The sequence below is a fragment of the Pseudomonas xanthosomatis genome, from assembly GCF_019139835.1.
Lineage (GTDB): Bacteria > Pseudomonadota > Gammaproteobacteria > Pseudomonadales > Pseudomonadaceae > Aquipseudomonas > Aquipseudomonas fakonensis.
Genome location: NZ_CP077075.1, coordinates 3802507 through 3815914, shown reverse-complemented (window position 1 = coordinate 3815914; position 13408 = coordinate 3802507). Strand labels below are relative to the sequence as shown.

The 13408-nt window shown below is 64.4% G+C and carries 12 protein-coding genes; 6 read left to right on the top strand and 6 right to left on the bottom strand.

The window, feature by feature from the left end:
• Window positions 1–25 precede the first annotated feature (25 nt).
• Together KSS93_RS17010 and KSS93_RS17005 are read right to left on the bottom strand one after the other, a co-directional pair.
• A complete protein-coding gene (locus KSS93_RS17010) occupies window positions 26–916 on the bottom strand; it encodes a dihydrodipicolinate synthase family protein (protein ID WP_217885153.1) in 891 nt (296 codons plus the stop codon).
• Between the two features lie 33 nt (window positions 917–949).
• Window positions 950–1732 (bottom strand): aldolase, encoded by a 783-nt coding sequence (locus tag KSS93_RS17005; RefSeq protein WP_217885152.1) that lies wholly within the window; start codon window positions 1730–1732, stop codon window positions 950–952.
• Between the two features lie 154 nt (window positions 1733–1886).
• Between KSS93_RS17005 and KSS93_RS17000 the strand changes: the two genes are divergently transcribed.
• Window positions 1887–2429 carry a helix-turn-helix domain-containing protein gene (locus KSS93_RS17000; protein ID WP_217885151.1) on the top strand — a complete coding sequence of 181 codons (543 nt, stop codon included), beginning with the start codon at window positions 1887–1889 and terminating at the stop codon, window positions 2427–2429.
• A 10-nt stretch (window positions 2430–2439) separates the two neighbouring features.
• Window positions 2440–3222 carry a helix-turn-helix transcriptional regulator gene (locus KSS93_RS16995; RefSeq protein WP_217885150.1) on the top strand — a complete coding sequence of 261 codons (783 nt, stop codon included), beginning with the start codon at window positions 2440–2442 and terminating at the stop codon, window positions 3220–3222.
• A gap of 110 nt (window positions 3223–3332) precedes the next feature.
• Here the strand turns inward: KSS93_RS16995 and KSS93_RS16990 are convergent, their stop codons facing one another.
• Window positions 3333–3917, bottom strand: coding sequence for a LysE family translocator (locus KSS93_RS16990; protein ID WP_217885149.1), 585 nt, complete (start codon window positions 3915–3917; stop codon window positions 3333–3335).
• A gap of 261 nt (window positions 3918–4178) precedes the next feature.
• Here KSS93_RS16990 and KSS93_RS16985 point away from each other — a divergent pair, with 261 nt between their 5' ends.
• Window positions 4179–5750: a TerC family protein gene (locus tag KSS93_RS16985; protein WP_217885148.1), complete on the top strand. Its 1572-nt coding sequence runs from the start codon at window positions 4179–4181 to the stop codon at window positions 5748–5750.
• Here the strand turns inward: KSS93_RS16985 and rarD are convergent.
• Entirely contained in the window at window positions 5713–6600 is an 888-nt protein-coding gene (rarD, locus tag KSS93_RS16980; protein WP_217885147.1) for an EamA family transporter RarD, read from the bottom strand. The genes KSS93_RS16985 and rarD overlap by 38 nt on opposite strands.
• 28 nt (window positions 6601–6628) lie before the next feature.
• A complete protein-coding gene (locus KSS93_RS16975; protein WP_217885146.1) occupies window positions 6629–8215 on the bottom strand; it encodes an EAL domain-containing protein in 1587 nt (528 codons plus the stop codon).
• Window positions 8216–8527: 312 nt separating this feature from the next.
• On the opposite strand from KSS93_RS16975, the gene hppD reads away from it, so the two are divergent.
• From hppD to KSS93_RS16960, 3 genes are all read left to right on the top strand, one after another.
• Window positions 8528–9604, top strand: a complete 1077-nt coding sequence (hppD, locus tag KSS93_RS16970) for a 4-hydroxyphenylpyruvate dioxygenase (protein ID WP_217885145.1) — start codon at window positions 8528–8530, stop codon at window positions 9602–9604.
• 171 nt (window positions 9605–9775) lie between these two features.
• Window positions 9776–10213 carry a nucleoside deaminase gene (locus tag KSS93_RS16965; protein WP_217888758.1) on the top strand — a complete coding sequence of 146 codons (438 nt, stop codon included), beginning with the start codon at window positions 9776–9778 and terminating at the stop codon, window positions 10211–10213.
• Window positions 10194–12251 carry an ATP-binding protein gene (locus tag KSS93_RS16960; protein ID WP_437182050.1) on the top strand — a complete coding sequence of 686 codons (2058 nt, stop codon included), beginning with the start codon at window positions 10194–10196 and terminating at the stop codon, window positions 12249–12251. Before KSS93_RS16965 ends, KSS93_RS16960 begins: the two co-directional genes overlap by 20 nt.
• Window positions 12252–12275: 24 nt before the next feature.
• Here the strand turns inward: KSS93_RS16960 and KSS93_RS16955 are convergent, their stop codons facing one another.
• On the bottom strand, window positions 12276–13331 hold the full coding sequence (locus KSS93_RS16955; protein WP_217885144.1) for a tetratricopeptide repeat protein: 1056 nt from the start codon (window positions 13329–13331) through the stop codon (window positions 12276–12278).
• Window positions 13332–13408: the final 77 nt, after the last annotated feature.

Here is a 13408-nt window from a genome sequence, read left to right as displayed (position 1 = left end):
GGCGCCGGCTTGCCAGCCACCAGGCTCACCCTTGGTGCAGTTGCTCAAGCAGCGCCGCCAAGGTCGCGCGCCCTTGCTCATTCAGCCCGAACACCGGCCGCCGAGGCTCACCCACCGGCAGCCCGGTCATGCCAAGCCCGGCCTTGATGGTGGCCGGCAGGCCGCCCTTGAGGATGAAGTCCAGCAGCGGCAGCTGGCGGTAGAACAGCGCCCGGGCGTGCTCCAGCTCGCCAGCCTGCACCGCTTCATACAGGCTCAGGTTCAATGCCGGGATCAGGTTCGGCGCCGCCGTGCACCAACCGCTGGCGCCTGCGACGAACGCCTCCAGTGCCAAGGGGTTGCAACCGTTGTAGAACGGCACCTGGCCCTCGCCGAGCAGCTGCAGCTTGTGCATGCGCTGGATGTCGCCGGTACTCTCCTTGACCATGGTCACGTTGGGCACTTCGCGCACGATGCGCAGGATCAGCTCCACCGGCATGTCGGTGCCGCTGGTGGCGGGGTTGTTGTAGAGCATGATCGGCAGGTCGATGGCCGCACCGATGCTGCGGTAGTGCTGGACGATCTCGGCTTCGCTGAGCTTCCAGTAGGCGGCCGGCAGCACCATCACCGCATCGGCGCCGTGCTGCTGGGCAAAGCGTGCGCGGCGCACGGCGCCGGCGGTGGTCAGGTCGGAAACGCTGACGATGCTCGGCACGCGCCGGTTGATGTGCTCGAGGCTGTACTGGGCAACTTGCTGCCATTCGCTGTCGCTCAGGTAGGCGCCTTCGCCGGTGCTGCCCAATGGCGCGATGGCATGCACGCCGCCTTCGATCAGGCGATCAATGGACTGGCCCAGGGCCGGCAGGTCGAGTTGTTCGCCGTCATGGCTGAACGGGGTGATGGTGTAGCCGATGATGCCGTGAAATTCAGTGGTCATGGTGTGTGGCTCCGCAGGCAAGGCAAGTATGGGTCAGGCGAGGCAGTCGGCGTGCTGGCGCAGCGCCTGCCGGGCGTAATAGTTGAAGGCCGCGCCGTGGCGCTTGGGCCGGTCGATCCAGTCGTGGGCGTCGCGGCCCAGCGACGGGTCGATCGGCTTGATGGTGCCGGCGGCCATGGCCAGCAACTGCAAGCGTGCGGCCCGCTCGATCAGCTGGGCGTACACGCAGGCCTGCTCGATGCTGGTACCGGTGGACAATTGCCCGTGGTGCGAGAGCAGGATGGCGCGCTTGTTGCCCAGGGCCGCGCTGATGATTTCGCCTTCCTCGTTGCCCACCGGCACTCCCGGCCAGACTTCGAGAAACGCGCAGTCCTCGTACAGCGGGCACAGGTCCATGTGCGACACCTGCAGGGGCACCTCCAGCATCGACAGCGCGGCCACGTGGGTGGGGTGGGTATGGATGATGCAGTGCACATCCGGACGGGCGCGGTACACCCAGCTGTGAAAGCGGTTGGCCGGGTTGGGCATGCCCTGGCCTTCGAGCACCTCGAGGTCTTCGTTGACCAGCAGCAGGTTGCCGGCGGTGATTTCGTCGAAGCCCAGGCCAAGTTGCTGGGTGTAGAAGGTGCCAGGCTGCGGGCCGCGGGCGCTGATCTGCCCGGCCAGGCCCGAGTCGTGGCCATGCTCGAATAGAATTCGGCAGGTCAGGGCCAGCTTTTCGCGCACAGTCCACGTATTATCCGCGAGCGTGCCTTGCATCTGTGTCAGTGCCTTTTGCACCAGCTGCTGCTTGCTGTGTGTGAGGGTATCGGCCATTGGGGTCTATCCTGCGTGGCGAATGGATGGAAGTCAGGTCCGGGCGCCCCTTTGCTTTCGACGGTGGAAGGGGGGACCGGCTAAATGACACAAATAAAACTACATGACACAATGTGTCATGCGCAAGTGCGTTCTTCCGGGAAACCCGCGTCACATGTCCAACCGACTGAAATTGCTGCGAAAAAAACTTGGCATCACCCTTGAGCTGCTGGCCGACAAGTCCGGCATGACCAAGAGCTACCTGTCGAAAGTGGAGCGCGGCCTGAACACGCCGTCGATCGCGGCGGCGCTGAAGCTTGCCAAGGCGCTTAACGTCAACGTTGAGGAACTGTTCGCAGACGAATCGCAAGGCCAGGCGCGCTACAGCCTGGTGCGCAGCGCCGAGCGCCAGGCGCTGGTGGGCGGCGGCGAGGGCCCGGGCTACGCGGTGCTGACCTCCCAGGTGGGCCAGCGCAGCTTGCTGCCGTTCCTGATCCAGCCGCCCACCGAGTTCAGCGACCCGACTTTCAAGGAGCACGAGGGCGAGGAATTTCTGTTTGTCCACGCAGGCCAGGTCGAGGTGGACTTCATGAGCGAGCGGGTACTGCTGGAGGCCGGCGATGCCTTGCATTTCAATGCCCAGACCCCGCACCGCCTGCGCTCGGTGGGCGAGCAGCAGGCGCAGTTGCTGGTAGTGGTGCAGGGCGGCGAAGGGTGAGGGCAGGGCGATGATCGAGGTTTCGCGGTTCTGGCGTGACCCGGCATTGCCCTTTGTCGAGGCCCGACGCGTGGGTGACGGGCGCCAGGTGTGCTATGCGCCCCATGCTCACGAGGGGTTTTCCATCGGTGTGATCACCGGCGGGCGCAGTACTTACCTTACGGGCGAGCAGCAGCATTTGGTGGCTGCCGGCAGCACAGTGCTGATGAACCCCGGGGTGGTGCACAGCTGCAACCCTGTGCAGGGCGAGCCTTGGTCTTACCTGATGCTGTTCGTCGACCTGCCATGGTTGCAGGCACAAGGTTTTGCCCTGCCGCAGGCGACGCTGAGCACTTCACCTGCGCTGTACGGGCGAATGCTGGAAGTGTTCGCCGGGTTGTTCGAGGTGGGTGAGGCTGCGGCGAAAGCTGCCATGCTGAGCGTTTTTTTCGACGCTCTGCCGGGGTTGCTCGATACCGCCAAAGGCAAGCCTGTGGCCGCGCATCCGCGCCTGGACATGGCCGCCGCGTTCATTCGTGCCCACCGCCTCGACCCGCTGAGCGTGAACGAGGTGTGCCAGGCGGTGGGGTTGTCCCGCGCCTATCTGATTCGCGCTTTCGGCAAGCGCTTTGGGCTGACGCCCCACGGTTACCTGCTGGATCAGCGGGTACAGCACGCCCGGGCCCAACTGCGCCAGGGCCGGCCCATCGCCGAGGTGGCACTGGAGGCAGGCTTTGCCGACCAGGCGCATCTGCAGCGGGCGTTCAAGAAGCATCTGGCGATGACACCTGGGCATTACCGGGATGCGCTGTAGGTGGCAGCACAGACGGTCGGGCAGAGCTGCCGGGGCTGCGTAGCCTGGCACCGGCTGCGCTGTTCAGGCTTTGCGCCAAGCTGTAGGCTTTATTCCGCAATCGGCAAGGTTCAACCCAGCACCAGGTACCCTGCGCTTGCCACCAGCAAACCGGCCAACCCGCGGTTGAACAGGCGCAGCCGCCGCGGCTCACCCAAATACTGGCGGATCATGCTGCCGGCCCAGGCCCAGCTGGCCACCGAGACGAAGCAGATCGGCCCGTAGATCCAGGTAAACAACCACAGCAACTGCTGTTCATTGCCCACATAGGCGCCGATTCCGGCCACCGCTGCCAGCCAGGCCTTGGGGCTTAGCCACTGCATGGCAGCCCCTTGCCAAGCGCCGGGTGCCTTGGCCTGGCGATCATCGCCAAGCCGGCCGTCGTCGCTGGCCAGCTTCCAGGCCATGTACAGCAAAAACGCCACGCCGCCCCAATGCAGCAACTGCCCCAGCAGCGGCCAGCGCAGCAGCAGCTCGTGCAGGCCCAAACCGGTCAGTACCAGCAGCAGGCAGAAGCCCAGGGTGGCCCCGGCGGCATGCCTGAGGCTTGCGCGCAGGCCATGGCGGGCGCCGCTGCCGAGGGCGACGATATTGACCGGGCCAGGGGAAATGGACGCCGCCAGGGCGAAGGCGGCCATGGACAGGGACAGGCTCATGGGGCTTTCCTTAACAGGGTGAGGTGGGCGCCATCATGTCGGCCCGATGGGGTTCGGGTATTGAACAAAAATGCCCTGGTGTACCTGTTACAGGTTTTGTAATAGTTTCGCGCTGTAAGAAATGCATTCGTCGATTGTAGGATCTCATTCCCTTTTTTCGATTCAGGTATCTATGAGCACCTTCGCGGAGCCCCCCAGTCCTAGGCCTTTTTGGCCATCCTTCTCCCGTCCCTGTGACGCTTCCCCTGTGAGTACCCGCTAATGGAATGGCTAGCCGACCCCACGGCCTGGCTGGGCCTGTTGACGCTTATCGTCCTCGAGCTGGTGCTGGGTATCGACAACCTGGTGTTCATCGCCATTCTCGCCGACAAACTGCCGCCCCATCAGCGTGACCGTGCGCGGGTGATCGGCCTGTCGCTGGCGTTGATCATGCGCTTGGGCCTGTTGGCCAGTATCTCGTGGATGGTCACCCTGACCGCGCCGCTGTTCGAGGTGTTCGGCAAGAGCTTCTCGGGCCGCGACCTGATCATGCTGTTCGGTGGTGTGTTCCTGTTGTTCAAGGCCACCATGGAGCTGCACGAACGGCTGGAAGGCCATGTGGCGCAGTCGTCCGGCGCGGTACGCCATTCGGCGTTCTGGCCGATCGTGGCGCAGATCGTGGTGCTGGACGCGGTGTTCTCGCTGGACGCGGTGATCACAGCGGTAGGTATGGTCGAGCACCTGTCGGTGATGATGATCGCGGTGATCTTCTCGATCGGCATCATGATCGTTGCCAGCAAGCCGCTGACCCGCTTCGTCAACGAGCACCCCACGGTCATCATGCTGTGCCTGGGCTTCTTGATGATGATCGGTTTCAGCCTGACCGCCGAAGGCCTGGGCTTTCATATCCCCAAAGGCTACCTGTACGCGGCCATTGGCTTCTCGCTGCTGATCGAGCTGTTCAACCAGCTGGCCCGTGCCCGCCGCAAGCGCAGCGTGCAGCAGCACCGGCCGTTGCGTGAGCGCACTGCCCATGCCGTGTTGCGCCTGCTGGGCGGGCGCCGGCTGGAGGCCGACGAGGTGGGCGAAGAGATTGCCGACCTGGTCGAAGGTGGTGAGGAGCAGGTGGTGTTCGACCGCCGCGAGCGGGTGATGATCAGCGGCGTGCTGAACCTGGCCGAGCGGCCGATTCGCACGGTGATGACCGCGCGCGCCGAGGTCGATGTGATCGACCTGTCGCAACCGGCCGAGGCCATCACCCAGGTGCTGGTCAACTCGCCTTACTCGCGCCTGCCGCTGCTGCGCGACGGCCATAGCGAAGAGCCGCTGGGCTTCGTGCACAAAAAGGAAATGCTCAAGGAACTGCTGGCCGGCAGCCAGCCCGACCTGGAAACCCTGGCCCGGGCACCGCTGAACCTGCTGGAGAGCTTCAGCATTCTCAACGCCTTGGAGCAGATGCGCGGGCAGTCGACCCACATTGCCTTCGTGGTCAACGAGTTCGGTGACTTCACCGGCGTGCTGACCATGACCGACATCCTTGAGTCGATCGCCGGCGAACTGCCCGACGCCAGCGAGGTGGAGGGCCCCGGTGTAGTCGAGGAGGACGGTGGCTTCGTCGTCAGCGGCGCTTTGAACCTGGCCCAGGTGCAGGCCCGCACCGGCTTTGCCGCTCGCGCCACCGAGGACTACCAGACCCTTGCGGGCCTGGTGATGAGCCTGCTGGACCGCCTGCCGGTGGTCGGTGACCACCTGGCCTGGAACGGCTGGAGCATGACCGTGGTGGCGGTGGAGGAGCGCCGGGTGCGCCAGGTGCGCCTTATACCGGGCGCCGACGCTGACGCAGCAGGTGCTTGATGCCTTCGAGGATCAACACCAGCACCGCGGCCCAGATCGGCAGGTAGGTCAGCCACTGGTCGGGGCCGATGGTCTCGCCCAGCAGCAACGACACGGCCACCAGCAGCACGGGCTCGACGTAGCTGAGCAAACCGAACAGGCCGAACGGCAGCATGCGGCTGGCCAGCACGTAGGCGATCAGGGCGCAGGCGCTGATCGCCCCGAGCAGCGGGATCAACCCGTAAAGCCCCGGGTGCTCGGCCAGGCCCGTCGCTGACAGCGGGCCCTGGATGACGAAGTACAGCGCCCAGGGCAGCAGCAGGCACATGTCGCACCACAGGCCGCCCAGGTGGTCGGTGCGGCAGCGCCGGCGCAGCACGAAGTAGATCGGGTAGCCGATCATCACCAGCAGGGTTTCCCAGGCGAAACTGCCATGCTGGTACAGCTCATGGCCCACGCCGATGGCCGCGCAGGCTACCGCCACCGTCTGCAGGCGCGACAAGCGCTCGCCGTACACCAGCCGCCCGGTCAGCACCATGGTCAAAGGCAGCAGGAAGTAGCCCATCGACACCTCCAGGCTGCGCCCGTGCAGCGGCGCCCACAGGAACAGCCACAGCTGCACCCCCATCAACCACGAGGTACCGAGCATGCCCAGCAGCAGGACGGGAGCCTGGCGCACGCGCCCCAGCAGTTCGCCGACGCGTCTCCAGTCTTTGGACACCAGCATGAACAAGGTCAGGCAGGGCAGCGTCAGCAGGGTGCGCCAACCGAAGATCTCCTCGCCGTCCAGCGGGGTGAGGAAGGAGGTGTAGTAATACATCACGGCGAACAGACAGGACGCCATGACCGACGACAAAATACCTTTTGACACGAATGCCTCGAAAACGGGGAAGGGTGGATCAGCCGCGCATGATCTCAGGGGCTGCGACCTGCGGCAACCGTGGGCTGCCAGGGTGCGAGGCGAGTGCCAGCAGCAGCTCGGCCAGGGGCATGGGCCTGGCAAACAGGTAGCCTTGCTGGAAGCCCACGCCGTGGCGGGCCAGGTAGTCGCGCTGCACCTCGGTTTCCACACCTTCGGCGACGATACCCAGCGCCAGTTTGCCCGACAGCTCGATGATGCTGTCCAGGATGTGCTGCGACAGTGCGTCGCCGCCGATCATGGCGACGAAACTCTGGTCGATCTTGAGGTAGTCGATCTTGAACTGGCGCAGGTAATTGAGGCTGGACTGGCCGGTGCCGAAGTCGTCCAGGGCGATCATCACGCCCATGGCGTTGAGCTTTTCGAACAACTCCAGGGTTACCGGCGTGGGCTCGATCAGCTTGCGCTCGGTCAGCTCCAGGGTAAGTACCACGCGCCCGGGCGGAAAGTGCGCAAGGAAGGCCTGGCAGTCGTCGAGCAGGCCGAGGTCGCGGCAGTGGTCGGCGGTGATGTTGATGCCAATGTGAAAGCCGTCCTCCAGCAATGCCGAGTGGGGCGCAAGGCCCTGGGCGGTGTTCAGCATCAGGGCCCGGGTCATGGCGACGATCTGCCCGCTGTGCTCGGCGTAGGGGATGAACAGGTCGGGGCGCACCAGCCCTTCACTGGGGTGGCGCCAGCGCATCAGCACTTCCACGCCGGCCCAGCGGTAGTCGCCCTTGCGTACCACCGGCTGGAAGTAAGGCAGGAACTCCCCGGCCTGCAACGCCCGGTCAAGCTCGGCCCGCGGCGAGTTGGCGCGGCGGATCTGCCAGTGGCACACCGCCCCGGCAAAGGCGCCAAGCAGCAACAGCAGGCTCAAAAGGGCCGGGTAGCGGGCGCGCAGCACCTGGCCGACCTTGTCTGCCGGGTACCCGCCGTGCACGCTGAACGGGTAACGGCTGGAGGCGACGCTTACCGCTGCGCTGGCTGCCACTGGCGGTGTGCCGTCATGGACCACGCCGTCCTCGCCCATCCAGTGCTTGCCCACCCGGATCTGCAGTGCTTCGCCCTTGCCGATCAGGCGCAGGGCACTTTGCAGGTGGCGCCCGTCCACCGTGGTGATCGCCCCGCGCGAACCCTGGCTTGCGCGATATACCAGCAACGCCTGGCCCGGGGTGACTGTGTTGCCGTCCATCAGCCACAGCTGGCCGTCGGTGTAGTCATTCACATGCACCGGCTCGTCGAAGTCGCCGAACAGTGAAGAACAATAAAGGTTGTCGTGGTCGAACAGGTTGGTGGAGCGGACGAAGGGATTGCGGGTCACCTCCACCCGCAGCGCCAACTGCACCTCGGCGCAGGGCTGGCCGGCCTTGGGCAGCAACTGGTTGGCGGCAGCCGACAGGCTGGCGAGTATGGTCTCGATATGCTGCGACACCTCGGTTGCCGTGGCGCGGCTGCTGGCTTGCAGTTCGTGTTCGGTCTGCCAGCGCATCACCGCCAGGCCGCACAGCAGCGGCAACACTGCCACTGCCCAAGGCAACAGGGTACGCCAGCTCCAGCGGGCAGGGCGGCGGGCGGTAAGCGGCATGGCAGAGTGGACCTTGTGGCAAGCGGGGACTGATGCACAGGATAGCCGTTTGTCGGGCGAGGCCGCTAACTTGTTGGCGACAATTATGTTTACGCAATGTAGAATCCGGTTACGAATACAACAATAAGGCCTTCCAATACCGGGGGGCCAAGCCCGCCTGGAATGGGTCGCTATGACAAACCATGGCTTCAAGCTGATCATTGGTGACTACCTCGCCCGCAGCGTGCGCGGCATCCCCTGTTCGCCCCCTCTGCAACTCGGCATCGCAAGCACCCGATAACCGTTTTTTGCGCTGTAGATGAGGACACGAACATGGCAGATATCTTCGAAAACCCGATGGGCCTTGAAGGCTTCGAATTCATCGAGCTCGCCTCGCCGACCCCTGGTGTGCTGGAGCCGGTCTTCCAGATACTGGGCTTCACCAAGGTGGCTACCCACCGCTCCAAGGATGTGCACCTGTATCGGCAGGGCGGCATCAACCTGATTTTGAACAACGAACGCAACAGCATGGCCTCGTACTTTGCCGCCGAGCACGGCCCGTCGGTATGTGGCATGGCCTTCCGTGTGCGCAACAGCCACGAGGCCTACGCCCGCGCCCTGGAGCTGGGTGCCCAGCCGGTGGAAATCGAAACCGGCCCGATGGAGCTGCGCCTGCCGGCGATCAAGGGCATTGGCGGCGCCCCGCTGTATTTGATCGACCGTTATGAAGAGGGCAGTTCGATCTACGATATCGACTTCAAGTTCATCGAAGGCGTCGACCGCAATCCGGCAGGCGCGGGCCTGAAGATCATCGACCACCTGACTCACAACGTTTACCGCGGGCGCATGGCCTATTGGGCCGGCTTCTACGAGAAGCTGTTCAACTTCCGCGAGATCCGCTATTTCGACATCAAGGGCGAGTACACCGGCCTTACCTCCAAGGCCATGACTGCCCCCGACGGCATGATCCGCATCCCGCTCAACGAAGAGTCGTCCAAGGGCGCCGGGCAGATCGAAGAGTTTCTGATGCAGTTCAACGGCGAAGGCATCCAGCATGTGGCCTTCCTCACCGACGACCTGCTCAAGACTTGGGACGCCCTCAAAGGCCTGGGCATGCGCTTCATGACCGCGCCGCCGCAGACCTACTACGAAATGCTCGAAGAACGCCTGCCAGGCCATGGCGAGCCGGTGGACCAGTTGCAGGCCCGCGGCATCCTGCTCGATGGCGCATCGGATGCCAGCGACAAGCGCCTGCTGCTGCAGATTTTCTCGGAAACCTTGCTCGGCCCGGTGTTCTTCGAGTTCATTCAGCGCAAGGGCGACGATGGCTTTGGCGAGGGCAACTTCAAGGCACTGTTCGAGTCGATCGAACGTGACCAGGTTCGCCGTGGGGTGCTGAGCACCGATTGACACGTGTCACTGCCAGAGCCAATCGCGGGGCAAGGCCGCTCCCACGCTAAGTGAGGGCGGCCTTGCCCCGTGTTGCTATCGGCCCCATCTATCGGCCCCATGGCTGCTGGGTGATGTGCTAGGCTGCCGAAAACCTGCCTCGTCAAGGAACGTGTACCCATGGAAAAGGCTATCGACGTATTCATGCAGGCCGCCATCGACGAAGCGCGCCTGGGGCTTGAGGAAGGCGGCATACCGATCGGTTCGGTGCTGGTGCATGACGGCAAGATCATCGGGCGCGGCCACAACCGCCGGGTACAGAACGCCAGCGCCATCCTGCATGGCGAAATGGATGCCCTGGAAAACGCTGGCCGTCTGCCCGCCAGTGTGTACCGTGAGGCCACCCTCTATACCACCCTGTCGCCCTGTGCCATGTGCAGCGGCGCGATCCTGCTGTATGGCATTCGCCATGTGGTGATCGGCGAGCACTCGACCTTCATGGGCGAGGAAAAGCTGCTGAGCGATCGGGGCGTGCGGCTACAGGTGCATGACGACGCTACCTGCAAGGATCTGATGCAGAAGTTCATCGCAGCGCAACCGCAACTATGGAATGAAGATATTGGCCACTGACAGGCAGGACCTGGCGGGTGCGATCAATATGATCCACCTGGCACCGGAGCCCGGCAGCGTGCCTGCGCTGAGCGCCAGTATCGCCGCCACCGACTGGAGCCGTACCGCGCTCGGGCCGCTATCCCACTGGCCGGCGACACTGCGCATTGCCGTCGACATGTTGCAGCTGTCGCCTTTCCCCTGTGCGCTGGTGTGGGGGCCGGAACTGAACGTGATCCTGAATGACTCCTACCCGGTTGTCGCCCGGCAAGGTTGCAGTTTTCATGACCTCTGGGGGGAGGCCTGGGAAAGCATGGGGGCGGCAGTGTTCCAGGCGCTGGAAGGGCGCGGGGCTTTGGTGGAGGACCTGCCATTGCTGGCGAGGCGGCAGACCGGCAGCGCGCAGGCACGCTTCAATTGCTACTACTCACCGATTCGCGACGACCAGGGGGCGGTCGCAGGTTTCCTGCACACCATGATCGCCGCCTCGGCCAATGCCGAGGCGCTGCGCGAGTGGCAGGAACGCGCCCAGTCATTCGAAGCGCTGCTGGGAACTTATCTGGGCGACAGCGAGCATACCTGGCAACTGTCGCCCGATGTGATGGTAGTGCTCGATGCCGAACAGCATGTACATCTGAGCAACCCTGCCTGGCAGCGCACGCTGGGCTGGAGTGACGACCGGCGGCCTGAAGTGTCGTTGCCAGAGCTGCTGCACCCGGCCGAGCGCACCGAGGCTGTGCTGGCGCTTGCCGCATTGCAGAACGGCAATGTCGCGTCCACCTTCGAGGCACGCGCGCGCCATGCTGATGGCTACTACCTCTGGTTTTCCTGGCACACCATACCTGGCCAGGCCATGCCGACCCTGGTTGGCCGGGAACTCACCGAAACCCGCAATGCTGCGCAAGGCCTTGCCGAAGCGGCAGTACGCGAAAGCCGCCGCATGGAATCGGTGGTCAAGGTAGCGGGCGGGCTGGCCCATGAAATGAACAACGTGTTAAGCGGTGTTGGCAGCAGCCTCGAGTTGCTGGAGCGCCGCCTGCTGCAAGGGCGCATAGAGAGCCTGGAGAGCTATGTGGCAATGGCTCGCGAATGTGCCGAGCGCGCCATCGGCCTTACCCTTAATTTGCTTGCTTTTGCCCGCAGCCAACCGCTTTCGCCGAGTGCGCTGGATGTCAACCGGCTGATGCGCGAAGCGCAACCCGCCATGCAACAGACTCTGGGCAGCGAGATGCTGTTGAGCTGGGAACTCGACATGTCGCCCTGGCCGGTGCAGTTGGACCCCGAGCGGCTGCGTACCGCCTTGCTACACCTTTGCGCGAACGCCCGGGATGCTTGCCAGGGGCGTGGCAAGCTGTCGATCCGAACCTTGAACGAGCGTATGACCGTCGCCAGCGAAGCGCGGCCAGGCCTGCCAGCCGGTGACTATGTGACGATCCAGCTGGAGGATGATGGCCACGGCATGTCGGCCGAAGACCTGGCCCACGCTTTCGAGCCGTTTTTTACCACCAAGGCCCTGGGCCAGGGCGCCGGGCTTGGTTTAGCGATGGTGCACGGGTTCGTTTGCCAGTCAGGCGGGCAGATGTGGATCGAGTCGCAAATTGATCACGGCGCGCGGGTGGTGATGATGTTTCCCCGTTACCAAGGTGTTCTGCAGGAGCAGGCGGACCTTGCGCCCGACCCGAAACCCGCCGGGGGCGAGCGGCTGCTGTTGGTGGACGACGAGGTGAACCTGCGCGGGCTGATGAAAGAGGCTTTGGTGGAGCGTGGCTACGTGGTGGACGACGTCAGCGACGCCAATGCCGCGTTGGGGAAATTCCGCAACGCCGGCCCGTTCGAACTGGTGATCACCGATATCGGGTTGCCTGGTGGTTTCAGCGGCAGCCAGGTGGCAAGGGCGCTGCGGATGATCGAGCCGGCGCAGAAGATTTTGTTCATTACAGGGTTTACCGGAGAACCCGTCGAGCAGGCAGTGCTCGACCAGCCCGGCACGGCCTTGCTGCGCAAGCCATTCTCGCTGGAAACGCTCAACCGGCAAGTGCAGCATATGCTGCGCGATTGAACCTCGGTTCAACTTCAGCCCTGTTTACAGGCCTTGCTGCAGCACCGGGTCATCGGGGTTTTGTTGCTCGAGCTCGGCCAGCAGTATCTGCACATTCTGCAATTGGCCGGTCTCCTTCCAGTACTGGATCAGCAGCACGCGCGCCCGGCGGTTGGCCGGCTGCCGGTTGAGCAGGGTCTCCAGTTGCTGCTGGGCGGCCTGGACCTGCTCCAGGCGGTGCAGGCTGACGGCCAGGGTGTAGCGGTAGTCGCTGTTGTCGGGTTCCAGCTCCACCGCGCGGGACAACGCCAGCAGGGCGTATTCGTGTTGCTCGTGCCGGCTCAGCCAAAGGCCCAGTTGGTATTGCAGAAACGCCGAGTCAGGACGCAGGGCCAAGGCCTTGGCCAGTACCTGTCGGGAAGCATCGTGCTGGCCCTGGCGCTCCAGCAGGCGCACCTGGGTTGCAAGCGCATCCAGGCCTTCGGGGGCCAGTGCCAGGCTACGTTCAAGGGCCGTAGATGCTTGAGCGTAGGCCTGCTCGTGCATGTACAGGCGTGCCAGGTGAACTTGTGCGGCGGCATCGTCAGGTTGCTGCTCGAGGGTTTGCTGGTATTGCTCCAAGGCCTCCTGCAGCGGGCCGAAATACAGGCCGATGTCATCCGGGTCCAGCCCCAGAAGGGCGTCCACTACGGCAAAGCGCACGCTTTGCTCGTCGTCTTCGAGCAACGGCCCCAGCACCAGGCTGCGCTGGGCGGCTGGCAGCAGGCGCGCAATGCTGTTGATGGCAGCACGCCGTACGATGGGGTCGTCATGCTCGAGGTCCTGGCGAGCCAGCTTGAGGGCCTGGGGCGAAGGGTAGTTGGGCAGCTCGGCATACAGCGCCGCGCGGCGGATCGGCGGCAGGTCGCTGCGTTGCAACTGCTGATACAGCACCCGCGCCGCGCCGGGCTGCCCGTCGTGGGCCTGGCGCAGGGCCTTGGCGTAGCTGTGGGGCGGTAGTACCGGCGCTGCGGGCTGCGGGGTACGCCACAGGTAGCTGAGCACGCCGGGCACCAGGATCAGCAGTGACAAGGCGATCAGCAGTAGGCGGCGTCTGGGCATCGTGCGGTCCGTGGCAGGGGAAGGGCAGAGCTTGGGACAGGCGGGCGGCAAATGCAACGGTCTGCGCCGTGTCGGGT